Raw genomic sequence first — 25,639 nt, 5'->3', positions numbered from 1 at the left:
TTAAATGGATATTTAGGATCGACACACTCAGATAGCAGGAAATCTATCGTTTTTGGCTTGCCCAGTTACAAGAAACCCGCATTAGGTACTGAAATAACAGGTCGAATGACAGCCCGATCACCCCGATGACAATTAGCCCGACAAAAATCTCATCAGTCTTGAGAAACCTACCAGCCACGCTGATCCGACGACCCAACCCCTCCGTTGCGGCAATTAATTCTGAGACAATTACCAACTGCCAAGCCGCTGCCAAGTTAATTCGACACGCATCCATGATTCCGGGCAAGACGTGCGGAAAAATTACCTGAAACAACGTCTGCCAACGGTTCCCCCCCAGCGTGTAGGTAGCTTCAATCAATTCTTTAGGCACGAATTTCACAGTATCCATCACCATCAGGGAATTGAAGAAAAAGACACCGATGAAGATCAGGGTAATTTTCGGTGCTTCCCCGATGCCCAGATAGAGGATGAAAAGAGGAATGAAAGCGGGCGCAGGCATATAGCGCATCAACCCGAACAGCGGTTCCAGCAATGCCCGAATACTGGGAAAACTGCCCATCAGGACTCCAACGGGGATGGAAAAAATTGCCGCCAGTAAAAACCCAACACCAACCCGCCACAAGCTAGCCACTGTGTCCTTGAGGAGTTCGCGGGTACTCCACAGCCGTCCAAATGCTGCCATAACTTGGGCAGGGGAGGGCAAAAATTTGGGATCGATGTTCCCGAACATTGTCACCAGCCACCACAGCAGTAGGGGTAGTGCAATGGAAGTGGCGATCAATGCTGCATTCAGAGGTTTGGGAATGTCTTCGCCAATGCGCCAGAAAACAGTGGAAGGCAACATTTTTGATTCGGTGGAAGACTCGTGCGATTTAGGGCTTTGACTCATAAATTCCTCCGTGGCAATCCTCGGCATTGTGACTAGCTTTTAAACGAACCGCACAGGCGCAGAGGAGGAGGAAAGGGAAAAGTTCATAAAGTTAGGATTTTGAAGGAAGTTTAAGGGTTATGCAGTTTGACTGGCAAGAACTGCCGGATACCTATGCTTTTATGGTTTTTTGGGCATAAGCCTTGATGAAGCGGTCATCGAATAGCTTTCTAAGGTCTGGTTTTGTCTTCGCTAGACCCACTTCTTCCAAAAATTTAATCATTTCCTGAGATGCAAACATCAGGGAGGTCATATCGTTGCCCGGTTGAAAGGCTTTCAGGTTATCCTCCACTGAGAATATCCTCGTGCCTTCGGCATACTCTTTGTATTCCTCAACGCTGACTCCCGCCCGATTTGCCATGATTGCGATCGCAGTCTTAGGGTTTTTCTTCATGTAGTCCAGGGTGGCAAACCAGGCATCGACCATTGCCTGTACTCGTTCTGGGTGTTCGTCTGCAAATTTGTGAGTGACTACCAAATGGTCGGGAATTGCCCCTGGAAAGTCTTTGGAACTGAAAAGTTCCTTACTGCCTGCGAGTTTCAGCGCTTGGGTTGTGAAGGGAGCAAATACTGCTACCGCATCAACTTGTCCGCCTACAAATGCTGATGCTGCTTTCCCCGTTTCCAGAGGGACGAATTCAATATCTTTCTGAGTTAAGCCTGCTTTCCTCAGTCCCAACAGCAGCAGGAAGTGATCGACGGCACCTTCTTCAGCTGCGACTTTTTTACCCTTCAGGTCGGCAATGGAGTTGATGCCTTCCCGAACGATTACCTTGTCGTTGCCTGTGGAGTTGTCGTTCACTAGCACTACAACCTGATCTGCGCCACCAGATACTGCGCTAAGGGTATCGTTTAGGGTTTGGCTATTAGCATCGATTTGCTCTGCACTCAAGGTGTTGATGGATTCCAAATAGCCATCAAACCATTTCAGTTCCACTCCCACCTGCTTAGCATCGAATATCTTCTGGTCGTAGGCAATCTGCCAGGGAAACCAACCGGGCCATGCACTGAATCCCAAACGCGCCACACCTGCATTCACCGAGTCAGCCGCCACTGCGGACGAAGTAGTATCGGTAGTGGTGGTAATGTAAACTGCGGGATTAGTGCAACCCACGGCAAGGCTTAAACTAACTAAAAAGAGAGCAAAACAGGACAGTAGCGATCGCCTTTTCATGAGAATCCCCCTTTTTCCTACTCTCGCTCCTTCTTATCTGCTAGAGATCGCTGCATCTAGTAGCGGTTGATTTTGAGATGCTACCTGTGACTTTACCCAATCAAACCAAACGTCTAACCCCTCGCCTGTCTTCGCAGAAACGGGAATAATTGTGGCATAAGGATTCATCTGGCGGACATTAGCGGCAATCCGATTAATATCAACTTCCAGATAAGGAGCCAAATCCATTTTGGTAATCAGCAAGCAATCCGCCTCTTGAAACATTACTGGATACTTAAGCGGCTTATCTTCTCCTTCAGTAATACTAAGCAGAGCAATTTTTGCGTGTTCTCCAACTTCAAATTCCGCAGGACAAACTAAATTGCCGACATTTTCCACCAGCACTAAATCGAAGTCTGAAGGGTTGTATTGATGTTCCAGTTGATGGATACCCCCAGCGACCATTTTTGAATCTAAATGGCAGGAACGACCTGTATTAATTGCAAACACAGGTACTCCATACTGTCGCAACCTATCTGCATCTAATTCTGTAGTCATGTCGCCTTCAATTACGGCGATTTTTAACTCATCTTTCAAAGCAGCGAGAGTTTGTTCCAGCAGCACTGTTTTCCCAGCGCCGGGACTACTCATAACGTTGAAACAAGTAATCCCCCACTTGTCGAAATGCGCCCGGTTATGTTCTGCTCCTTTCTGATTAGCATGGAGCAAGTTAATCCCTAATGCCGCGTCAAATGTTTGGTGCATAAGCTTCTTTATTTGCCTCGTCGAAACTATATTCAATTCTGTCAATTTTCAATTCTCGTCCTGAGCGAATATCCTCCATCGGCGAGTGACACTGAGGACAAGAATATTGCAACCCAATTTCTGGGTTATATTCCTGTTGGCAAGGATGACAGAAGGCAATTAAGGGCTTTTCTTGAACTACCAACTCAACTCCTTCTAAAAAAGTGTTGTGCGCCTGTACCTCAAAAGCAAATTGCAGACTTACAGGCTCCACGCAAGTAAACTTACCAACAATCAGGTGAATTCGGGAAATCTGGGGGCGCTCAGGCTGGGATTGCCACCAGTCTTTTACTGTAAAAATGAGCGCCTTTGTCATGTCAGTTTCGTGCAAGGCTTATCTCCACTCTGCAACTAATTCTGGCTCAGCTTCTTCGTGAATGTAAGCTGGTTTTTCCTTTCTTGGTAGCTGACCTGAAACTACCAAATGTCCCATCGTGTCGCAAATTACACGAGCTGCCATTAATGCAGTCATATCGCTTATGTCGTAGGGGGGAGAAACTTCCACAACTTCCAGTCCGCAGATAGGTGCGCGTTGGACAATTTTGCCCAGCATATAGAGAGCTTCACGGGGCAATAACCCACCGGGTTCAGGCCATCCTGTTCCAGGTACGAAACCTGCATCAATGCAGTCAATATCAAAGCTGATATAAACGCAATCTGTTCCGTCTAATGCTCTTTCTAAAGCAAAGTCTACAGCGTAATCCAGACCCTTTTCTGTAATATCTGTAACCGTCAGGATATTACTTGCTCGTTCTCGATAAAATTTCACGCCTTCACGCGGAACTTGCCAACCACCAATCCCCAATTGAACTAAGTTTTTTGGAGGTGCATTCTTGATGTTGGTGGCATGAAACCAGGGACAGGTGTGCATCCGCTCATCCAGGTCGGTTTCTTGGGTATCTACGTGGCGGTCAAAGTGAATAATTCCCACTTTTTTGTCGCCTAAGTGACGACATATTCCGCGCACTGTCGGATAACCAATGGAATGATCTCCGCCTAAAATTATCGGGAAGGCACCAGAACTAAAGATATGAGCAATACCTTTAGAAATTTGGTCAAAGGACTTTTCGTTATTAGCCGGTATTGTGAAAATATCCCCAACATCGCACAGCGTGATTTGCTCTCGCAAATCTACACCTAATTCAAAGCTATAGGGAGTATAAAGTGCGGAAATACGCCGAATTCCTTGGGGGCCAAAACGAGTTCCTGGTCGATAGGTAGTACCGGAATCATGAGGTACCCCGACAACCGCAACATTGTATTCTCCAACTTTTTTTACATCTTCTAAATAAGGCGCTTTTAAGAAGGTGTTAATTCCGGCGTAGTGGGGTAATTCGCCGCGGGAGAAGGTAGGAATGGAGCGATCGCGTATACTGTCTGCTCCTTCTAACCCTAAGTCTAATCCTCTGGAAACCTCCTGTTGCCAACCGGTCAAAGGCAGTCGCGCTTCTTTTTCCAAAGCTCGTTCAGCTTCACTAGGAGGCTCTTGGGAGTGAGAATCTAAACTCTCAGAAAGGGGGCGATCGCGTTCTTCAGTCATCTTGCAAAATCCTAAAAATTGTTCAATCCCCAACGATTGCAATATCAAAGCCCAGGAAAGCACTAACAGTTAGGTAACTGTTAGATGTCTCTCCCGGGCTTTTTTCCCGCCGTGTCATCAGCTAATCCGATCACGCTGATTAGCTTCTCTTGGACCAGTCGTTTAAACCCTCAGATTCAAACCGGAACCCTAGAAGCTATGAATTTTTCTAGCAGATATTAGCAATAGTTTTCGGGGATCGCTTTTTAAAGCTTAGATATATGTTTATCAACAAATTTACCCAATAAATGTATTAAAAGCTACAATTTATCTTGTTTCCCGGTCTGGAAGGTTGCCTGCATAATGGAAGTGATCGCTATCTTGATCACAATAACTTGAGTAGGGACGCGGAACGGGCGCGCCCCTATAATCTAACTAAATTAAACGCCCAATTCCATACAACATGGGTATCGCGCTTAAAAATGCGATCGCGCCTAAATTAGCCGAGTTAGTGTCTAAAGTTCTCACAGTCAACGCCTGCGGCGCGGTGGCATCAGGAGGATAAATTAAATCAACTTGTACCTGTCGCCGAGTTTTCGGTGCCATTCTCAACGTTAGCAATGGGTCTAAAACCTGACCTGTTCTGTGCCACAAATGCACGTAGCGAGTCTGAGGCTTACCTTGGTCGTCGTTGTAACGCAACCGCACTGTTCCTCGGAAAATTGGGAAATCTTGGGGCGGTTTTCGGAAGCGTAACCCACCTTTACTCAACTTATCTTCCTTCAATGGCGTTTCCAGAGTCACGCTAACAGTTTCAGGTTGATTCGTAGAGTTCATTAAAGGTAAGCTGAGGTTGTATTCAACTCCATAGTTACCATGCGCTTCGTAAGCTGTATCGGGATAGCGTACCAGCATTTTTGCTGTTTGCACTTGACCCGTCCCTAAAGTTCCTAGTTTCAAGCTGCTGATAGGATAAGAAATGGCTTTACCTGATTCGGGAATTGTTAAATGCTGGGCATTTGGTTTATCCACCAGTCGCGCTTTCCATGCAGAACCTGCGGATACTCCCGCCACGCGACTATAGATAAATTTTCCTGTAGTTTGTTGTGGAGGACTCGGCGGTGTATCGCGGGGCCCGGCTAAACCGCCAGTATTTAGTAAAGCTTCCCATTCTAGTTGATTAGGTGCGCGATCGCTACCATCAGGATTTTTCTTAGCATACATTGCTAAACTGGCTGCATAAACCGTGCCATTACTGCGTAAGCGCATCAACGTTGAACGCCCATTTATCGGCTTTTCTAAATCCCGCACCGGAATCGGATGATTCATTAACATCCGGCTTCCCCCTGGTGGAATCGCTAACTGCGCCGGAATATCAGCCTGACGAATCCCCCGCAGGACATCATTCACAGCGCGATCGCCATGTCCTGAGTATACGTCACCTTTAGGATTTTCCACATAAGTTGGCAAGGTGACATAAGGCGCATTTTGCATTAGCTGACTTGCCGCTTGCAATACTTGCACCCTTACAACTTTTTTAGTTGGATTATGCAAAATCACTCCTATATAAAGCGTCTGCAAATCCTTGGGAGTGTGACTAAAATGGTGGGCAAATAAATCAAATCTCCCCTGAAAAGGAAAATTAAGATGAGCCCCTGGCACCTTTTTACCTGTAGGAGGAAAGGTAGAGAGTAAAATCCCCTCAAGTTTTACCCATTCTGGACTATTGCTGTTAAACATCGGCACGTTATCCAGCTGTCCAGGTAAAGGCAGAACTGGCTGGGGTTGCACGATTTCTTGGGGTGCTGGCTTAGGTGGTGGCGGCGGTGTTTGAGCAAGGGGTAAAATCGATAATAACGGCAGCATAGGATGCAAGATTATAGATAAACGCTAAGACTCTATGAGTCTCATAAAAGTGCCATGCTTTTAATAACTACTAAAAAATCTGCCATAATACCAGATAAATTATCTGGGGTCAAAACCGGAACGTGAACGAAAACGCAGCGGCTATTAAGTTGGCGTTCTTGTAAATATTCCAATACTGAATAATATAGTCCCTCGCAGACAAATTTTCCGGCATCGTGGCTGATATCAGTTGCCGCACAACCTGCTAATATTTTCTCTAAATTGACTGGTGTCAACAATCGGTTATCTCCACAATTCGCGCAAGATTCTACGCTTAATTGGGTTCTCCCCTCTGCCATGCCGCAGCAGATAATCACATCGGCTTGCAATTCGTTGATTTTGGCAATGACGCGATCGCTGGCTTGGGCAACATCAACTGGTAGCTGTCTTAAAAACTTCAAAGACAGCGGGGAAAGCTCACTTTTGGCAACTTCTAACAATAAATCATCCGAAGAATTGGATTTTTGGTGAGGTAGCCAAGTGTCAAACGAGGTCAATAAGATAATTTTACTCATTGGATATTTAGGAAACTGTAACTATTAATAAAAAAATCCTTTTTTTTGGGAAATTGTTATTTTATATATTGACTTTAGTAGGAGGTTGTTATATTATAAATATTAAAAACATACAGAGATAACGTTCTCTTATGGCATCAACGTACAATTGTACGTTGATGCGGAAAAAATAAAAAATTCAGTTATAAGATCGAGCATGACAGTCATTGCAGTTATAGACTACGACATGGGGAATCTGCACTCTGCCTGTAAGGGGTTGGAGAAAGCAGGCGCGATCGCGAAAATTACCGATTCACCGTCAGATATTGAACGGGCGGATGCGGTGGTACTGCCTGGGGTAGGATCTTTTGACCCAGCAGTGCAACAATTGCGATCGCGTCACCTAGTAGAACCGATAAAAAACGCGATCGCTTCCGGCAAACCCTTCTTAGGCATCTGTCTGGGTCTGCAAATTCTCTTCGATGGGAGTGAAGAAGGCAAAGAACCCGGTTTAGGAATTGTCCCCGGTGTCGTGCGAAGATTTAGCTCAGAACCAGGATTAACAATTCCCCACATGGGCTGGAACACTCTGGAAATTACCCAGCCAAATGCCGAACTGTGGCGACAATTACCAGAACAGCCTTGGGTGTACTTTGTCCATTCCTACTACGTCGATCCAGTTGACCCGAAAATTAGGGCAGCAACCATCACCCACGGTAGTCAAACTGTAACAGCTGCGATCGCTCGTGACAACTTAATGGCTGTCCAATTCCACCCGGAAAAATCTTCCACCAGCGGACTACAAATTTTATCCAACTTCGTCGCCCAAGTACAGGCGAAAGTGCCAGCATAAAAGATTTTTGGGTACACTCCCAATATTTCTTGGCTAGGAGATCCTCCCCTTAAAAAAGGCTGAGAAAAGCCCCCCTTGAAAAGGGGGGTTGGGGGATCAAGCCTTAACCGATTCTTGTCTTCCCTCCCTTGTCCTAAGCGCCTAAGCCCTAACGCGCAGCCTTCGCCAACGCGGTTTTTCTGACAATGACCCTAAGAATTTACGGCAATCGCCAACTCAAAACCTTACCCGGTCAAGAAACCCGACCAACACTAGGACGAGTGCGCGAAGCAGTGTTTAATATTTGGCAGGGCAGCATCAACGGCTGTCGCTGGCTGGACTTGTGCGCTGGTAGCGGATCGATGGGCGCAGAGGCATTGTGTCGCGGTGCCAACTGCGTAGTCGGAATAGAAAAATGGGGTAAAGCTGGCGCCATCGTAGAGCAAAACTGGCAGCAAGTCGCTCAAAGCGAGCAAAAATTTCAACTGCTGCGGGGAGATGTAGTAGGGCAATTGCCAACACTTGCTGGTCAGCAGTTTGACCGGATATACTTCGATCCGCCCTACGCCAGTGGACTGTATCAGCCAGTATTGGAAGCGATCGCACACTACCAAATATTAGCTCCCACTGGTGAAATGGCAGTAGAACACAGCCCCAACAACTGGACAGTTGAACCCATTCCCACCCTGGAAATCTGTCGCCAAAAGGTTTATGGCAACACAGCCCTCACCTTCTTCAGAGTTATGAGTGCTGAGTGCTGAGTGCTTTATTTTGCGCCTCAGCACTCAACACTTTTTTTACAAGCCTAAGTCATTACCGCGCTTGTACTGCATATAAGCAGCGAAAAACAGCCCAGCGAGGGTGACAAGGATTAAGCCCATCACAATTCCTGAAAGCAGAGGTTCGATCACGTCAGTTCTCCTTTGTTAAAGTTTTTTGCCTGTTTCTCATCCTACAAGGTACAGACAAAGAAAGGGTAAGGCTGGCACCAGAGAATTTCACACCATCTCATCCCTTGCGGCGGAAAGCTACGCAAAATTACGCTTGCCTCGATTAAGAGAAAAATTTAAGCTATGTATATAAATTGAAACGTTTCTCGATACACTAGCACACATATCGATATACTCGGTCATTACACACTAATCACCCTCTCCCCCTGATAAAAAACTCTGTTTGTACATCTTCGCCTTAAGAAACCATTGGATAACCAGCACACTCTACGAGAAACCTTGATGCAGCGCTTAAGCTTGACAGCTTTGGCGTTTGTGCTGGTAATCCTGTTATCAGTTGTCAGCTTTCACCTGTGGCGCGTCTCCGACCCTTATGTAAAGACTGTTTTATCCTTAAACGGCGATATAGTGCAGGGACACGCCATCTTTCAAATGAACTGCGCTGGCTGTCATGGATTGGAAGCGCAAGGCCGGGTGGGCCCCAGTCTGGAAGACATCTCAAAGCGGAAGTCTCGCGTCAGAATAATTCACCAAGTCATCAGCGGCGATACCCCACCCATGCCGCAGTTCCAGCCTAGCACCAAAGAAATGGCAGATTTGCTGCGCTATCTGGAACAACTGTGATTGGGGATTGGGGGCTAGGGACTAGGGACTAGGTAGGACTTTTTCCCAATCCCAATCCCCAATCCCTAATCCCCAATCCCTAACTAAACTGTTGGGCATAGAATCGCGCATAGCGATCGCCCTTTTCCAACAATTCTTGATGACTCCCAGATTCCAAAATCTGCCCCTGTTCCACCACTAAAATCCGATCGGCGCGGCGCACGGTGGCAAGGCGGTGGGCGATGATAAATACAGTCCGATCTTGCATGATCCGTTCTAAGGCTTCTTGCACCAAAGCTTCAGATTCCGAATCCAGCGCTGAAGTAGCTTCGTCGAGAATCAGAATTCTGGGGTTGAGTAAAACAGCACGCGCGATCGCAATCCTCTGTTTTTGCCCTCCCGACAAGTTCACCCCTCTTTCCCCCACCCAAGTGTAATAGCCTTGCGTCATTTGGCTAATAAACTGGTGGGCGTTAGCAATTTCGGCAGCAGCCTGAACATCTTTCAAATCAAACTCAGCTTGACCAAAAGCAATATTCTGCGCGATCGTGCCAGAAAATAGAATAGTTTCTTGCGGCACAATACCAATTTGTCGCCGCAAACTCCGCAGCGTCACATCCTGAATATTGATCCCATCAATCAGAATTTCACCGCCTTGAATGTCATAAAAGCGGGGTAGCAGATTCACCAAAGTAGTTTTACCCGCACCAGATGCACCCACCAAGGCAATCATTTCACCGGGTTGGACTAAAATACTCAAGTTTTTCAGAACTGGGGAATTGGGAATTGGGAAATCCCCCTTGTCCTCCAGTCGCCTGTCCGCTGAAGACGGATAAGCAAAAGTAACATTCCGATATTCCACCTTCCCAGTAACTGGCGGAAGCACAGTTGCACCACGCTTTTCCAGCACCGTCGGCTGAATTGCCATCAGTTCAAAAATCCGGTCAACCGATGCCTGACCTTGTTTAAACTCGTTGTAGTTACTTGTGAGATGGGCGATGGGGTCAATTAGCAACGCTACAGCTGCGATATAACTAACAAATTCTGCCCCAGTCAAATTGCCGATAGAAATTTGCCAGCCGCCCAGGAAAAACAGCAGCAACACGCTCATCGCGTACAGAAATCCTACCACAGGGTTCTGAATCGCCTTCAGGCGTTCGGTTGCATACTTAGCTTTCCGATTTTCTTCAGCTTCCTGGGCAAAACGAGCAATTTCATAATCTTGGGCAGCGAAAGCTTGCACCAGACGAATTCCACTAAATACCTCTGTCAGCAAAGCCGATAAATTAGATACGTGATTTTGACTGCGGCGAGAAAACTTCAGCATCTGTTCGCCAAACCAGCCAATTAAAACGCCCATTAGCGGTGCTACCAAAAAAGTTGCCAGCGTCAGCTGCCAGTTGAGATAAATCATGTAGCCCAACACGACTATTAGCTGCAACACGCAGGGAATAAAGTCATGGAAAACTTTATTCACCACCTCCCCAACCCGGTCGATATCTTCGGTAAGACGATAAGTTAAATCGCCTGTCTGTGTAGTTTCAAAATAGCCAAAGTTGAGGCGGTGTAGGTGAGTATAAACCTGTTTGCGTAAGTCAAAGGCCACGAAAAGGGCGGCTTTCGCCATCAGGGTATCCTGTCCATACATCAGAATTTTCTGGACTAGAAAAACCACTGCCAGCACTCCTGCTAACTGGGCCAGCGCCGCCATATCGCCCTGTCCAATGAAATTGGCGATTTTGCCTGCAAGTGCCGCCTGTATCGGCCAGAATACCGTAACCCCTAATGTGCAAGCAAAAGCCTGAGCAATGGTTTTCCACTGAGGGCGGATGTATGGCAGTAGATGCCAATAACTAGAGCGCGTTTTCAAGCCGTCACGTCCTGTAACAATCTTTTCCTTTGTTTGACGTTACCAGCTTTGCGGTGTTTCTGAGTAGTAGCGGTTGTACTTATAAGGCGGGCCATATGCCCACCCCACAAGATAAGCCTTATCTATTGTAGGGTTGACATCTTCCCCGCCCTTACTTTGGGCGACAACAGATTTCTCAGCTTCCACTCCCAAACATCATCTTGTGCATTCTTTCAACCATATCGGTTAAACCGATAAATAAAGTTGCCAAAATCTCCAGAATTGCCAATAATAAAATTGCTGAAAGTTTCACAACTCCCAAAACGAAAAGCCAAGCCAGACCAATAATTTTTGACTCTGTTACCACAATTCGCAGAGCGCGTAAACCCATCCTGGCAATTCTAATCTTTTGACTAAACTTCAAATCTGCGGGTTGAGGATCTTTATCAAGAAGATACTTCTGGGCATCCCTGACCAACTCCTCAACTTCTGCTTCGGAAATTTCTACATTACAGTGTTCGTGCAGCCAGGTAATACCGCAGATTCGACCTAGTATAAAATCATGATCGCGATAGCGTTTATCGAAAAATCCCCCGAAAGCACCTAGAAAATCTGAAGCTAATAATGCTGCTGCGCTTCCTTCCTGAAGCGAAACTTGAATATTGTTTGGTAGATTCGCATAGATCGGTGTCAGTCGGCTCAGATTTGGATGCTTTTCTAGTTCAGCAATTTTGCCAATAATTGCTGGCGTAATCGGGCGAAGATTAACGTGTCGATAAGGTATCGCTTCCTCCAGCTTTTCCTTAATCTGGGTTATATTCTCAACACCCTGATATTGGAGCTTTTCTAGCAATTCCTGCTTTGCTTGCACTAACTCATTCCGTTTTTGAATTTCTTTGAGCCGCATTGAGTCGTGTTCTGCTTTTGGCAATGTTAACCCCTTTATGCCAACTTCCAGCATCGGGAAGTATCCTTGTGTTAGTCTTTCGTCACTTTTTAAGTTCTCCACAGGAATTGGACGAATATAAACGTGCAACCTTTCTGTATTGCTTGAGGATTGTTGTGCCGTAAATTCCTGACGAAACTGTTGACGCGAGTTACCGTTATTATGTATCTTTCTTAAACGTAAATCATGTTCAAGGTCAATTCCTTTTAAAATTGGTAACCCATCTAAAATACCGCCGTCGGTGTACAAAAACATTAAGTCTGTATCGCTGTTTTCGGTTCTTGGTATAGCTCCTAATCCTTCTTTTTTCAGAATTTTAGGATTAAGAGTTGCAAAGTAATCATCGCTGAGATTTTTCAGATTGAGGCTAGTAATATCCGAATGATCCCAAATCGGAGGGAAAGCGAGAGGAAAAGCACCAGAAGCTCTACCACCTATGACGGCTTTCTCCCACATCTTATTCATCTTTTGTTGGTCGAGTTTAGAATGAAAAAGAAATTGACGAGTTTCAGAACTAGCGATCGCTTCTATTTCTTGCTCAACCAAACCCTGCGAGTCTGCAAGAGTTACTTTCTCCAGAAGCCCCTGTAAGTTTGTCAGCGTCATCAACAATGCTAAGGGCTTTGTATTATCTGTTATTTGCGGCGGATCTATCACAAGTTGAGCAATTTTCTTTATTGCTTCTCCAGATAGAACGCTCAAGTTTGTTCTATTGCGTTTTTGTTGGGGAGTAGATTCTGAGTATTTATTTTTTTTGAACAATTTAAAAATAGCTCTCCTAATTGGGCTAGAGCTAACTTGATATTTTTCCAAAGTAGATTCAAAGCTATTTACGAAACTTTCTATAGTAGCTTTATATCCATCTTTGAAACTAGATAGCATCACAGCAAAGCTGTCTATTTGTTCAATATCAGCTTGTTCAACCCAGGCTTGATATAACGGGCTTTTATGAGCTTCATCGGTAATTTTTTCCAAGTTTATGTATTTAGATGGTGGCGCTACGTTTCCATTTAGTAGACAGTAGGCAGCGATCGCGCCCGACATTGCCCCCGCTGAGGAGCCTGTGATAATATCAATGATGACTTTAGGTTCAGGCTTGACTGCTTCTTTGGTCAGCTCATAGAAAACTCCTGCCATATAAGCGCCTAATGATATACCACCAGAACAGTTGAGGGTGATGAGTTTGGGGGTTGTTGTCATGTTTTTATCCTTGTACTAAGTTTAAGGGTACAAAATAATGATGTTGTAAAATGCGCTCTACTTTATGGTTGCTTGGGCTTCCGGAAGAATTATTATTTCGTTATATTTGAAAATAATGTTGAGCGGCTAAAATAGCGATCGCTTAATATATTTGGTAGATTAAATTGACTTTTTTATAGAAAAACATCCCCCCAAGGGAAGAAACTCAGTAAATAAATATCTCCTCACTGCGGCAACACTAATATTTTAAATACAAACTTAGGTTGAGCCAGAGATAATCTACCCCGACACTGACGGAAAACCCATGTAAGATAACACTAAGCAGTTTCGCTAGATTGTAGTTATCTAACAGCATTGGGAATGGCTATTTGCCGATAAGCCGAATGTGTTAGTCGCTGGAAATTTGGTTTGGTATCCGTATCCATCAAACTTATCGCTAACATGGTTCTAGCACAGCTGTAAGCTGGATTGAGCTTTTAAAAATATTTTGTCAGCGATTTCGTCGCCTATTGGCGCTAGCGACAGCTTTCCTTGTCAAGCTTCTACAGACATAGTGAAAAATTCCTGCCAAGTGTACATTTACTCTAAACCTATCTATAGTCTAAATTTGTTTATTCTTAGAATTACCTGTTGTGTAAAAGGTTTTCAACTTTTTGTTGATTTACTATCTGGAATCAGATTAGTGTTGCCAAAATATAGAAAACAGAGATTGGTTGAATAGCGAATCTTCTCAACAGACGTATACTTGCTAAGAGCATGACTCGCTGCTGTATGTCGAAAAGGTCAAGATTGAGGATGGCATGGCTAAGTGTTCTCAAGATTATCGATGGAATTGGTTCGATTGGTTTTGTCTGTGGTATCCTCCAGGCTGGCTGATTTTATTCAACCGTCACTGGCAACACTATCATGTAGATCCTGATGGTTGGAATTGGTTGGAGTATGGATTATTTCTGATTCCTGGGGGATTTTATCTAGCGTTGCTGATTCGTTGGTTACGTCTTGGTTGTCGTTCTCCGCGCTTTGAAAAAGGGCAGTTCGACCCAAACTATCAGCAAGCTTTTCGAGATGAAGTTCTCGCTCCTATTGTGAAATACTATTTTCAAGGAGAGCTACAAGAACTAGAGAATTTGCCTCAGACAGGTCCATTAATTGTAGCGATGAACCATGCTGGGATGTCCTTCCCTTGGGATATCCTAGTATTAGGTACGCTCTTGAGTCAGACACGGGGATGGAGCATGCGATCGCTTGCGGGTATATCCTTATTTGAGCATCCTTGGGTGATTTGGTGGCTACCTCCCGGATGGTCAAACGTTCTAGGTGGTGTAAAAGCCCAAGCTGATGATTTTGAAGCGGCAATTGCCCAGAACACAATTTTACTTTATGCGCCGGAGGGTTTGCGCGGGCCTGGGAAAGGTTGGCGAAAACGCTATCAGCTAGAAACGTTTCATCCCAGTTTTATTAGATTGAGCGATCGCTATCAAATTCCAGTTCTGCCAGTTGTTTGTATTGGTAATGAATCCTTACATCCTTGGGCTGTTAATCTTAACAAGTTAGCCAGAGTTTTCTATCTACCTTTCTTGCCTATTTCTTTTTTAATGTTTGCCTTCATTCTCTTCCCCTCAATGGGCGTTTGGGCGATGAGAACCAAGTTACGTTATTATGTTCAACCCATGTATAAAACTTGGTCAATAGAAGATACTCCAGAGCCAGAAACTTCCGTAAGAGAAGAGAGAACAGTTGCTTATCGACAAGCACAACTATTACAAGAAAAAATGCAAAGTCAAATTAATAAACTTTTAGCAGAAGTGTAATTGTTAAAAGTAAATTTAGGTAGGGTTAACTCACATCTTGCACCAAGCCTTCAGAATGGAATTAGTAGGGCTATTGCATTCGCAGCCCACCTGTATTGCCTAACGGAAAATCAACGGTTTTTTAACCTGCTCTCGTCAGATTTCGTTTGTGTAGCTGCGGTTGCAACCGCCTGGTGCAAAATATGAGGTTAAAGTAACTAAAACCCAACCATTTAATCCCTTGGTTGGGTTGAGCGAAACCTAACATACAGCTTTAAACCAATTGCTTTTCCCGAAAATGTTTTAACTCAGCGGGGGCAACTGCACCATGTTCTGTAATAATTGCCGAAATTAATTCAGCAGGAGTGACATCAAAAGCGGGATTATAAAAATCTACGCCTGCGGGGGTGAGAATGGTATCCCCAACTTTATAAATCTCAGCCGGATCGCGCTCCTCAATAGGAATTTCCTCGCCAGAAGATAACTCAAAATCAATCGTTGAAAGAGGTGCTGCTACAAAGAAAGGAACGTTGTGAGCTTTAGCCACCAATGCCAAACTGTAGGTGCCAATTTTATTAGCCACATCACCATTAGCCGCAATTCTGTCAGCACCGACGACGACAGCATGAATTAAACCTTGTTTCATACAATGAGCCGCCATACTATCAGTAATGACAGTGACGGGGATGCCTTCTTGGACGCATTCCCAGGCGGTGAGTTTGGCACCCTGTAAACGAGGGCGAGTTTCATCGGCAAAGACTCGCATCAAACGCCCCTCGCGCCATGCAGAACGCACCACGCCCAATGCCGTGCCATAACCTGCGGTTGCCAATGCTCCGGCGTTGCAATGGGTAAGAATAGTTAGTTTATCAGGGTTGGAGGGTAAAACTTTTAAACCGTTGTCGCCAATTGCCTGACAGGTTTGCAAGTCTTCGGAATTAATCGTCTGAGCAGTTTTTAGTAAAATGGCTTTGATTTCTGCTACGGTTCCTATGGACTCGTAGGCGGTTCTCATCATTCGCGCGATCGCCCAAAATAAATTAACCGCAGTTGGACGAGTTTGACGCAACATCTGAGCAATTTGCTCTAACTTAGTCAAAAACTCATCCCGGTTTTCGGTTTGAATTTCCGTTGCTCCCAAATACATTCCATAAGCAGCAGCAACACCAATTGCAGGTGCGCCTCTGACAATCATAGTTTTAATCGCCTGCCCCATATCCTCAGAGCAGGTAATTTCCACAAATGTGTACTCGTTGGGAAGGCGATTTTGGTCGATTAATAAAACGCGGTCTTGGTTCCAAATAACCGGATAAACTTGGTTGGTGATAGACATATCAGTTGGGTAGCTAGTGTGGGATGCAAAATCAAAATTTTAACGCAAAGGGTCACTGAGGTAATCGCAAAGCTACGTCAAGAATCTTTGCCTTACTCTGCGCTTCCCTTTGCGTTAAGAAACCTTCTTAACCGCCAACTGCTGACAGTTGAGGACTAAAAGATTTTCGTACTTTTTCGGCAATTTGCGGCGGTGTCAATCCCAATTCTGCCATAGACTGATCTGGGGTGGCGTGGTCTACTAACACATCGGGTACGCCAATTCGCATCACAGGCACTACGACATTATTATCTAGGAGAGATTCCGCGATCGCGCTCCCAAAGCCGCCCATCAAGCAGCCTTCTTCCAGCGTCACAACCCGACCAATTTGCTTGGCAAGGGGCAAAATTAACTCAGTATCAAGAGGCTTAGCAAAACGGGCATTGATCACAGTGGCTTCTATCCCATGTTCGCTCAAAATTTGAGCTACCTGCATGGTTGGGTAAACCATTGAACCATAGCCTACCATCAGCACATCATCCCCTTGCCGCAAAATTTCTCCCTTACCGATGGGCAAAGCTTCCCAACCTTCTTCCATCAAGGGAACGCCGTAGCCGTTGCCGCGAGGATAGCGCATCGCAATCGGGCCATCGGTATAATTTACTCCCGTCACCACCATTTGCTGCAACTCTGCCTCATCTTTGGGTGCCATCAACACTATGTTGGGCAGGCAGCGCAAATAGGCGATGTCATACATCCCCTGGTGAGTGGGGCCATCAGCGCCGACAATTCCCGCCCGGTCGAGGCAGAAGAAGACAGGCAGGTTTTGAATGCAGACATCGTGAACAATCTGGTCGTAGCCGCGTTGCAGGAAGGTTGAGTAAATCGCAGCAACAGGGCGCATCCCTTCACAAGCCATTCCTGCCGCTAAGGTGACGGCGTGTTGTTCCGCAATGCCAACATCGATGTATTGCTGGGGCAGTTTGCTGGCGAGTTTGTCTAAACCTGTTCCTGTTGCCATTGCCGCTGTAATGCCAACAATTTTCGGGTTGTTCTCGGCAAGTTTCACCAGCGTGTGGGTAAAAACTTTCGAGTAGGCGGGAGGCTTTGGTTTGCTGGAGGGGATAGCTTTGCCAGTGGCAAGGTTAAAAGGGCTTTGGGCGTGGTAGCCTACTTGGTCTTTCTCGGCTATTTCGTACCCTTTACCTTTTACGGTTGCCACATGAACCAGCACTGGCCCTGGCATTTTGTGTGCCTGCTTGAAGGTGGCAATCAGTTCCTCCAAGTTATGACCATCCACTGGCCCCATGTAGGTAAAGCCAAGTTCTTCAAACACTGCCCCTACTTTGGGAACTGCCAGCCGCTTCATTCCTTCTTTCACCCTTTCTAGTTCTGGGGAGAGGGATTCGCCGACAAAGGGAATATGTTTGAATTGTTCCTCTAAGTTGTCTGTGAGGAATTGCATCGGTGGGCTGAGGCGCATTTTGTTGAGATAGCGGGGAATTGCGCCCACATTGGGCGAAATTGACATCTCGTTATCATTCAGCACTACCAGCAAGTTAGTTTTCGGCAAATGTCCGGCATGGTTAATGGCTTCTAATGCCATACCGCCAGTAAGTGCGCCGTCGCCAATCACGGCAACGACTTTGAAGTTATCGCCTTTGAGGTCTCGCGCTACAGCCATGCCCAAGGCAGCTGAGATACTGGTCGAAGCGTGACCTGCACCGAAGTGATCGAATTTACTTTCACATCGCTTGAGATAACCGGCAATACCGTCTTTTTGCCGCAGGGTGTGGAAGTTGTCGTACCGCCCGGTAATTATTTTGTGCGGATAGGCTTGGTGTCCGACATCCCAGACTACTTTATCTCGGTCTAAGTCGAGAGTTTGATACAGCCCTAATGTAAGTTCCACGACACCCAATCCTGGCCCCAAATGTCCACCGCTGGTGGCTACGGTTTGGAGATGCTTTTCCCGGATTTGACGCGCAATTTGCTGGAGTTGACGAATTGATAGACCGTGCAACTGGTTAGGATGGGTTATTTCACTCAGGTGCATTCCAAGTTTCCCTATAAGCTTAAGGATCGGTTTTTACTTATCTTTTTTACTGTAATGGATTTAGGGGTATTACCATTTTTGATTTTGGATTTTTGATTGTGAAATCCTAGCCTGTAGCGAGTTTGGGCAAATCAAATGCTGCAAGTATAAAACGAAATAGTCTACCCAGGCGGGTCGGTGCTTCATCCACCTTCATGTAATGCAGGTGTTCCAAGACAACAGGTGCCTTCTGGGTTGACTCTTAAGGGCTTTTTGAGGAAGCGTAGGACGGAGTCCGAGGCGAAGCGATCGCTATCAGCGTAGGTGCGTAGCGCTATTTTATTTCATCCTCAGTGTATTTACTAATGTTGCAAGCCCCTGCCATAGCCTAACCTAACAAAAGTACGTCGGCAGTTTTAAAAATATATTTAAACTTCCATAAAGCTTCGCAAACTTTAATTACTTATGTTCCTATCTCACCACAACCAAAGAGCAATAATTGCTTTTTTTATTTTGATTGCAGCAGCATATGCAGGCAATTATTTCAGCCTTCCGCTCTTTTTTGGGGTAGATTGTGTGTTCGGTAGCATTGCCGTTTTGCTCGCGGTGCGCTTTTTTGGCACCATATGGGGAACGCTGGCAGCCATTATTTCTAGCAGTTACACAATTTTACTCTGGCATAATCCCTACGCTGCAATTAGTTTGATTCTTGAAGCTATGTTTGTGGGTTGGCTGTGGCACCGCAAGCAATACAATATAGTGCTGCTGGATGGTATTTATTGGCTGCTGATTGGTATGCCCTATTTGTGGCTGACTAATTTCGGTATCATGCACGTAAATGCCACTCAAACACTGTTAATTGTGCTTAAAAGTTATGTTAATGGTGTTTTTAACGCCTTAGTTGCCAGTTTGATAATCGCTTATTTACCAATTCATAAATGGGTAGGTCGTCCAACTGTCAACAATAAAATATCTCTCCAACAAACTTTATTTAACTTGTTAGTTGCATTTGTATTTTTCCCAGCGCTGATGCTCATGGTCTTGGACGGACAGCGCGTCTACAGCGATATTGATAATAATATTCAAGTCGAACTCCAATCCACTTCGGCACACATAGCTTCTGATATTCAACATTGGCAAGACCAATATCTGAATGGGCTTAGTGAACTAGGAAAGATTGCTGTTGAGTCTGATATGGAACCATCAGATATGCTACAGCAAAGCACAATACTTATGAAGCGGATGTTTCCGGCTTTCGATAATTTGTATGTGGTTAATAGCTCTAAAACTATCATTGCCTCTTACCCAACAGCTAATCAATCTCAAAATTCAAAGATAGGTGTAGGTGTCCTTAATCAATCACTTTTGCAAAAAACGAAGGCTACTTTGCAACCCTCAAAGATTAATGTACATATCAATCCGATTTTGCTGATTCCCCATCTTGAGTTGAGCGTACCAGCGGTGATAGGCGATGTAGCTGAAGGCTTCACTTATGGTTCTCTAAATTTGAGCCACATCAGCCAACTACTTCAATTGCATGCTGCTCATAAAGATATTCAAATTACGCTGCTTGATAAGCAAGGGAATATCGTTGCCAGCACTAAGTCAGATCGGTTGCCAATGCAAGTTTTTGAGTTCAGCAAAAGGGGGGAGATCCAGTTAAAAACTGATACTATTTATCAGTGGCTACCAGTTAAGGGTAATATGCCTCTTTTGACGCGCTGGTATAAATCTTTCTACGTGCAGGGAACTATAATTAGCGGCAAGATACCCTGGACTTTAGTTGTGGAGTTACCCGCCGCACCACATGTCAGTTATCTGCAAAATTTTTATATTAAAGACCTTGCTATCATGATACTAATTTCCGGTTTAACACTGCTATTGGCAGTTAAAATCAGCCGGCGATTAGTCAGTCCGCTCCTTAATTTAGCTTATGTTACTAGCAATTTACCGGATAAATTATTAGAACAAGAAAAAATTAATTGGTCTTTTAGTTCAGTGATAGAGATAGACTTGCTTTCGCGAAATTTCAAGTTGATGGCGATCGCGCTCAAGGAGAAATTTCGCGAAATCTGTATCGCCAACGAAACCCTCGAAAAACGAGTCATTGAGCGCACAGGAGAGTTGTTGCACACGAACCAACAATTAGCGATCGCAATCGCAGAACATAAACGCACGGAAGAAGCTTTGCGGGAAAGCGAGGAACGGTTCCGTCAGATGGCGGAAAATATCCAAGAAGTATTTTGGATGAGCAACCCCGATGTGAGCGAAATCATCTATGTTAGTCCCGCTTACGAGGAGATATGGGAACGTAGCTGCGAGAGTTTGTATGCGAACCCTAAATCTTGGTTAGACAAAATTCATCCGGAAGACAGGGAAAGTGCGATCGCATCTTCGGCAACACACTCTCACACAGAATACAACATCGAGTATCGGCTGGTGCGTTCTGATGGATCAATCCGCTGGATCTGGGATCGTGGTTTTCCGATTCGCAACCAAGCTGGAGAAATTTACCGCATCGTGGGTATTGCCAAAGATATCACTCAGCGCAAAACCGCTGAACAAGAAATTCGTTATGCACTCTTAAAAGAAAGACAACTCGGCGACCTGAAATCTCGCTTTATCACCACAGCATCCCATGAGTTCCGTACCCCTCTAACCACCATCCTCATGTCTGCCAAATTGCTCGAAAGGTTCAGCCAAGTTGCAACTGAGGAGAAAAAACGCATGTATATTAATCGAATTGAAGTAGCCACCAATCAGATGACTCAGTTATTGGATGGCGTGCTGCTGATCGGCCAAGCAGAAGCCGGGAAACTAGAGTTTAACCCAGCACCAATGGATCTAGAACAATTTTGTCGGGAGTTGGTGGAAGAAATGGAACTCACTGCTGTTCATAAGTACGCGATTGTCTTTCAGACACTCTTCGCTAACGCTTTTCTCAGTCAAAGCGACTGCACTACCACCTGTCTAGATGAAAAACTGTTGCGGTACATTCTGAACAATTTGCTCTCGAATGCCATGAAGTATTCACCCCAAGGCGGCAAGGTTTATTTTGACTTAATCTGGGGACAAACAGAAGCAATTTTCCAGATAAAAGATGAAGGCATTGGCATTCCGGAAGCCGACAAAGCACAATTATTCCATTCCTTCCATCGGGGTAGCAATGTCAGGAATATCTCTGGTACAGGATTAGGATTGTCAATTGTCAAACAGTGTATAGACTTACATGGGGGGAAAATTACTTTTCACAGTGAAGTCGGAGTAGGTAGCACGTTTATCGTTACGCTGCCATTATGAAAAAGGCAATCATGCAGCGATCGCGCACGTTTAAGGGCGCATACTAACAAATCAAGACAGAGTGATTGTTCTACTGGCAGCCTAGTGTAAATTTTATATACAAAAACGGCGCGATCGCTTCTAATAGTAAATTAGTATTCTAACCCCAGAGAAATAGATCAATGCTGCAAGATCGGCTATCCACAGGCATTTCAGGTTTAGACGAGGTTCTGTATGGCGGTCTTGTTCCAGCTTGCGCCTATCTAGTGCGAGGCGGTCCCGGAAGCGGCAAGACCACACTCGGACTGCACTTTCTGACCGCTGGCGCAGCCAATGGCGAAAAAACTCTTTACATCACGCTGGGGGAATCCGCCCAGCAAATTGGCACCAATGGCGGTCGCCTTGGCTTTGATATGAACGGGATCGCTTTTTTGGATCTGAGTCCAACTTCCGACTTCTTCACGGAAATCCAGACTTACGATATATTTTCGCCAGCGGAAGTAGAACGAGAACCAACCACAAAAAAAATTATTGAATCTGTAGGAAGCCTCAAACCAAAGCGAGTGGTTCTAGATGCGATCGCTCAATTTCGCTACTTGTCAAGCGATGCCTTCCAGTTCCGCAAGCAAGTGCTTTCGTTCATCCGCTTTCTTTTAGAACAAGGTGCAACGGTAATTTTCATTTCCGAAGGCAGCGATACAGCACCCGACAACGACTTACAATTTATGAGCGATGGGGTAATTAACCTCAACCACGGCTTGAGTGATGGACGTACCCTTAACGTCACCAAATTTCGGGGTTCTAACTTCCACACTGGTTTGCACTCGATGCGACTAACCAATAAAGGGATGGAAATCTCTCCCCGTCTACAGCCGGAAGTTTACAAACGGGAATTTATCGTTCAAACCATTCCCTCCGGCGTACCGGAACTGGACGAACTGCTGCACGGCGGGATAGAGCGGGGTACTGTCACCATTTTTACTGGCTCCACTGGTGTCGGCAAAACTACCATTGGTTTACAGTTCATGAAAGAAGCGGCGGGAAGAGGTGAACGTTCTGTCGTCTACTGCTTCGAGGAACCAGAGGAAATTTTGCTGCATCGCTGTGAATCGATCAATATTCCGGTTAATGCCATGAGCGATCGCGGTACCCTTTCAGTCATTCCTGTGGAACCACTGTACTTCAACCCTGACGAGTTCGCCAACATGGTGCGTCAGGAGGTAGAGCAGAAAAAAGCCCAGATTGTGATGATTGACAGTGTTGCTGGCTATCGGCTTTCCCTGCGGGGAGAAGATTTGATTAGCCACCTGCACGCTCTGTGCAAGTATTTACAAAATATGGGCGTAACGGTGATTTTAGTCAACGAACTGGAAACAATTACCGGAGACTTCCGGGCGACGGATGTTGGCATCAGCTATATGGCAGACAATATCATTTTCCTCCGCTACATAGAGGTTCAAGGTCAGCTGCGTAAGGCAATCGGGGTGATCAAGAAACGGATGTCTGACTTTGAAAAGACGATGCGCGAAATCGAGATTACCCGTTATGGCATCAAGGTGGGTAAGCCACTGACAAATCTGCGCGGAATCTTGAGCGGTACGCCGGAGTTTATCGGTAAACAGGAAAATGAATGACGAAAAACCGTTGATGCTAACGGTACACAACCGTCGCAACACAGAACTGTTGGCTCAACTTGTGGTTAAGGAATGATAGCAGACTATCGGCGCTACAAGTGGAATCGGCAAATTCCTTTTTTGATATCGCCCAAGCAAAGCGCTGTTATTCGGCAACAGTGCATTGCCCACGGCGCGAGGAGTATGCTAGGGAAAACCACTCGCGATCAAAGAATTTTTGATATTTATTAAAAGTCTGTTGGGAGAATGATCATGAATCGGATTTTGCTGGTTGTGCAGAACAAACAGAACCGCCGCCTGCTGTCGGAGTGGCTGGCGATACGCTACCAGGTAATTTCACCGGATTTAGAAGTCGCAAAGCAAGAGCCGGATTTTCTACTAGCGCCATCTTTTGATTTATGTATTATGTGTGGGCGATCGCTCGATCAATTCTGGGAATCGGTGCAACGAATACGAGAGCTTCAGCAGCCTGTCTTTCTGCCGTTTCTCTTAATTACTTCAAGCGCTGATGTGAGGATGGTAACGCGACATTTGTGGCAAACTATTGATGATTTGATTACTAAACCTATTGAAAAGGTGGAATTGCAGGCGCGGGTAGAAATTTTGTTGCGAAGTCGTCAGTATTCACAGAATCTCAAAGCCGCGAATCAGGAACTCGAAAGTGAAATTGCCCACCGTCAGCAAGTAGAAACAGCACTGGCTGAAAGTGAAGCCAAATTCCGGGCGTTGGTGCAAAATTCTTCAGATGTAATTAAAGTTTTAGAGGCGGATGGAACCATCGCTTATGCCAGTCCTTCCAGCCAAGCGGTTTTAGGTTTTTCTAGAGAAGAACTGCAAGGAACCAATGTTTTTGATTATATTCATCCTGATGATTTAACCGAAGCGATCGCTACTTTTAAGGCAAGTTTAACTAATCCCGGTGAAACGCAAATCTCCGAATATCGGTTTCGTCACCAAGATGGAAGTTGGCATTACCTGGAATCTAAAAGTAACTTTTCAAATGCTGAAACAATTTTAACGGGGATTGTTGTCAATTCAAGAGACATAACTATTCGCAAACACGCTGAAGAAGATATGCTCAAAACTTTGGAAAAAGAACGAGAGCTGAATGAACTTAAATCCCGTTTCGTAGCAATGGTATCCCACGAGATTCGCAATCCACTAAACACCATTTTAGCTGCGACTCAAATCCTAGAAAATTATAGCGACAAATGGTCTGTAGATAAGAAACGCGAATTTTTTGAGCGAATTAAAAAAAATGTCAAAACCATGACCGCGCTATTAGATAATGTTTTGATAATCGGTCGCTCCGATCAAAGAAGATTAGAAGTCAAACCAGTACCTCTCGATCTGGAAAAATTTACCCGCAATTTAATAGAAGAAATCAAATTAAGTACAAGTTGCAAACACGTAATCACCTTTGAAAAACACACTAATGAAGCCTGTGTCAATCAAAATCAATGTATAAGCGTTTGCCTAGACGAAAACCTGCTGCGGCACATCCTGACTAATTTGCTCACCAATGCGATTAAGTATTCCCCTGAAGGCAGCACCGTTCGTTTTAAGTTGCTGTGTCAGAATGAACAGGCTATTTTCCAAATTCAAGACGAAGGTATTGGCATTTCGCCAGAAGATCAACAGCAACTTTTTGAATCATTCCAACGAGCTAGTAATGTCAGTAATATTCCCGGTACTGGACTAGGGTTAGCGATTGTCAAAAGGTGCGTCGATTTACAAGGAGGCAATATTGCCGTTACCAGTGAAATTGGAGTAGGCACTACTTTTACCGTCACTCTACCATTACAAAACTCGGTATCGATGGACGCAAATGATATTGTGTCAACGCTATAAAAAGCTATTCCAACGTCTCAAAATGGTTGCAAATCTTCCCAGTCCACAAGAGAGCGATCGCCATTAACTCGAAACAAGCGTTTCTTCAGTCGCGGGTAGTCGCAGACATCAAACTTACTTCGCTCACCACCCATCAAATAAACTAAATCTTCCTCAAACGGATTTCTCATGCAATGGGGTAAAGAAGGCGCAGTAAACTCCAGAAAATCGCCTGCTGCAACTTCAAATTCTTCCTCGCCAATTTCCGCAATTCCCCTCCCAGAAATGATATAGATAAATTCTTCTTCTTGATGAAGAAAGTGAAATTGAGTTGTTTCTTTCCCAGGTTCCACGCGAACTAAATGAACGCCTATATGCGTCATCCCCACAGCATCACTCAGGGATTGTGTATGTCTCACCGCCTGAGAATTTAAAGGATGTACTTTTATTTTTTCCGGCATCGCCTCAATGTCATTGGCTTTTAGAAGATGAGGAATAGGATTCTGGTAATTGTCTTTCATTATTTAGCAAATTTCCAGACATTTATTTTTCTGAATAGCAGAAGCATCCTTGGTA

At 45.0% G+C, this 25,639-nt stretch carries 22 protein-coding genes and 1 riboswitch; of the genes, 8 read left to right on the top strand and 14 right to left on the bottom strand.

What is annotated here, in order from left to right; all coding sequences use genetic code 11:
• Positions 1-43: 43 nt before the first annotated feature.
• The 7 genes from H6F66_RS01205 to H6F66_RS01175 all read right to left on the bottom strand — a co-directional run bounded on the left by H6F66_RS01205 (position 44) and on the right by H6F66_RS01175 (position 6,824).
• Complete coding sequence (locus tag H6F66_RS01205; protein WP_190417438.1) at positions 44-889, bottom strand: ABC transporter permease; 846 nt, start codon at positions 887-889, stop codon at positions 44-46.
• A 151-nt stretch (positions 890-1,040) separates the two neighbouring features.
• The gene (locus H6F66_RS01200; protein ID WP_190417436.1) at positions 1,041-2,102 is read right to left on the bottom strand and encodes an ABC transporter substrate-binding protein; all 1,062 of its coding nucleotides are present in this window, start codon (positions 2,100-2,102) and stop codon (positions 1,041-1,043) included.
• 33 nt (positions 2,103-2,135) lie between these two features.
• Positions 2,136-2,846, bottom strand: a complete 711-nt coding sequence (hypB, locus tag H6F66_RS01195) for a hydrogenase nickel incorporation protein HypB (RefSeq protein WP_190417435.1) — start codon at positions 2,844-2,846, stop codon at positions 2,136-2,138.
• Complete coding sequence (gene hypA / locus H6F66_RS01190; protein ID WP_190417433.1) at positions 2,830-3,216, bottom strand: hydrogenase maturation nickel metallochaperone HypA; 387 nt, start codon at positions 3,214-3,216, stop codon at positions 2,830-2,832. Before hypA ends, hypB begins: the two co-directional genes overlap by 17 nt.
• Before the next feature lie 3 nt (positions 3,217-3,219).
• Positions 3,220-4,425, bottom strand: a complete 1,206-nt coding sequence (gene speB, locus H6F66_RS01185) for an agmatinase (protein ID WP_190417431.1) — start codon at positions 4,423-4,425, stop codon at positions 3,220-3,222.
• Positions 4,426-4,513: 88 nt separating this feature from the next.
• Positions 4,514-4,629, bottom strand: a riboswitch (guanidine-I (ykkC/yxkD leader).
• Between the two features lie 210 nt (positions 4,630-4,839).
• The gene (locus H6F66_RS01180) at positions 4,840-6,270 is read right to left on the bottom strand and encodes a DUF3370 domain-containing protein (protein WP_190417429.1); all 1,431 of its coding nucleotides are present in this window, start codon (positions 6,268-6,270) and stop codon (positions 4,840-4,842) included.
• 41 nt (positions 6,271-6,311) lie between these two features.
• Positions 6,312-6,824, bottom strand: coding sequence for a peptidase C15 (locus H6F66_RS01175; protein WP_190417427.1), 513 nt, complete (start codon positions 6,822-6,824; stop codon positions 6,312-6,314).
• A gap of 196 nt (positions 6,825-7,020) precedes the next feature.
• On the opposite strand from H6F66_RS01175, the gene hisH reads away from it, so the two are divergent.
• Positions 7,021-7,656, top strand: coding sequence for an imidazole glycerol phosphate synthase subunit HisH (gene hisH, locus H6F66_RS01170; protein ID WP_190417425.1), 636 nt, complete (start codon positions 7,021-7,023; stop codon positions 7,654-7,656).
• Between the two features lie 185 nt (positions 7,657-7,841).
• Positions 7,842-8,396, top strand: a complete 555-nt coding sequence (gene rsmD, locus H6F66_RS01165) for a 16S rRNA (guanine(966)-N(2))-methyltransferase RsmD (RefSeq protein ID WP_190417423.1) — start codon at positions 7,842-7,844, stop codon at positions 8,394-8,396.
• Positions 8,397-8,432: 36 nt separating this feature from the next.
• Here rsmD and petG read toward each other — a convergent pair whose 3' ends face one another.
• The gene (gene petG / locus H6F66_RS01160) at positions 8,433-8,546 is read right to left on the bottom strand and encodes a cytochrome b6-f complex subunit V (protein ID WP_190417421.1); all 114 of its coding nucleotides are present in this window, start codon (positions 8,544-8,546) and stop codon (positions 8,433-8,435) included.
• Between the two features lie 288 nt (positions 8,547-8,834).
• Here petG and H6F66_RS01155 point away from each other — a divergent pair, with 288 nt between their 5' ends.
• Positions 8,835-9,209 carry a cytochrome c gene (locus H6F66_RS01155; protein WP_190417419.1) on the top strand — a complete coding sequence of 125 codons (375 nt, stop codon included), beginning with the start codon at positions 8,835-8,837 and terminating at the stop codon, positions 9,207-9,209.
• Between the two features lie 79 nt (positions 9,210-9,288).
• On the opposite strand, the gene H6F66_RS01150 is transcribed toward H6F66_RS01155, so the two are convergent.
• From H6F66_RS01150 to H6F66_RS01140, 3 genes are read right to left on the bottom strand one after another with little or no spacing between them, the layout of a single operon-like run.
• Positions 9,289-11,058 (bottom strand): ABC transporter ATP-binding protein, encoded by a 1,770-nt coding sequence (locus tag H6F66_RS01150; RefSeq protein ID WP_190417417.1) that lies wholly within the window; start codon positions 11,056-11,058, stop codon positions 9,289-9,291.
• A gap of 39 nt (positions 11,059-11,097) precedes the next feature.
• Positions 11,098-11,244, bottom strand: a complete 147-nt coding sequence (locus tag H6F66_RS01145; RefSeq protein ID WP_190417415.1) for a hypothetical protein — start codon at positions 11,242-11,244, stop codon at positions 11,098-11,100.
• Complete coding sequence (locus H6F66_RS01140) at positions 11,234-13,183, bottom strand: patatin-like phospholipase family protein (RefSeq protein ID WP_190417413.1); 1,950 nt, start codon at positions 13,181-13,183, stop codon at positions 11,234-11,236. Before H6F66_RS01140 ends, H6F66_RS01145 begins: the two co-directional genes overlap by 11 nt.
• 800 nt (positions 13,184-13,983) lie before the next feature.
• On the opposite strand from H6F66_RS01140, the gene H6F66_RS01135 reads away from it, so the two are divergent.
• A complete protein-coding gene (locus tag H6F66_RS01135) occupies positions 13,984-14,994 on the top strand; it encodes a 1-acyl-sn-glycerol-3-phosphate acyltransferase (RefSeq protein ID WP_190417412.1) in 1,011 nt (336 codons plus the stop codon).
• 253 nt (positions 14,995-15,247) lie between these two features.
• On the opposite strand, the gene mtnA is transcribed toward H6F66_RS01135, so the two are convergent.
• Together mtnA and dxs are read right to left on the bottom strand one after the other, a co-directional pair.
• Positions 15,248-16,306 (bottom strand): S-methyl-5-thioribose-1-phosphate isomerase, encoded by a 1,059-nt coding sequence (mtnA, locus tag H6F66_RS01130; protein WP_190417411.1) that lies wholly within the window; start codon positions 16,304-16,306, stop codon positions 15,248-15,250.
• A gap of 127 nt (positions 16,307-16,433) precedes the next feature.
• On the bottom strand, positions 16,434-18,341 hold the full coding sequence (gene dxs / locus H6F66_RS01125; protein WP_190417410.1) for a 1-deoxy-D-xylulose-5-phosphate synthase: 1,908 nt from the start codon (positions 18,339-18,341) through the stop codon (positions 16,434-16,436).
• 555 nt (positions 18,342-18,896) lie between these two features.
• Here dxs and H6F66_RS29145 point away from each other — a divergent pair.
• The 4 genes from H6F66_RS29145 (at position 18,897) to H6F66_RS01105 (ending at position 25,084) form a co-directional block, all read left to right on the top strand.
• Entirely contained in the window at positions 18,897-21,620 is a 2,724-nt protein-coding gene (locus tag H6F66_RS29145) for an ATP-binding protein (protein WP_190417409.1), read from the top strand.
• Between the two features lie 161 nt (positions 21,621-21,781).
• On the top strand, positions 21,782-23,233 hold the full coding sequence (locus H6F66_RS01115; protein WP_190417408.1) for an ATPase domain-containing protein: 1,452 nt from the start codon (positions 21,782-21,784) through the stop codon (positions 23,231-23,233).
• 72 nt (positions 23,234-23,305) lie between these two features.
• Complete coding sequence (locus tag H6F66_RS27465; protein ID WP_199295215.1) at positions 23,306-23,464, top strand: hypothetical protein; 159 nt, start codon at positions 23,306-23,308, stop codon at positions 23,462-23,464.
• A gap of 21 nt (positions 23,465-23,485) precedes the next feature.
• A complete protein-coding gene (locus H6F66_RS01105; RefSeq protein WP_190417407.1) occupies positions 23,486-25,084 on the top strand; it encodes an ATP-binding protein in 1,599 nt (532 codons plus the stop codon).
• A gap of 17 nt (positions 25,085-25,101) precedes the next feature.
• On the opposite strand, the gene H6F66_RS01100 is transcribed toward H6F66_RS01105, so the two are convergent.
• Complete coding sequence (locus tag H6F66_RS01100; protein WP_190417405.1) at positions 25,102-25,584, bottom strand: cupin domain-containing protein; 483 nt, start codon at positions 25,582-25,584, stop codon at positions 25,102-25,104.
• Positions 25,585-25,639: the final 55 nt, after the last annotated feature.

Source organism: Trichocoleus sp. FACHB-6, from assembly GCF_014695815.1.
GTDB classification, from domain to species: domain Bacteria; phylum Cyanobacteriota; class Cyanobacteriia; order Cyanobacteriales; family FACHB-T130; genus Funiculus; species Funiculus sociatus.
This window is presented reverse-complemented; position numbering and strand designations above follow the sequence as displayed.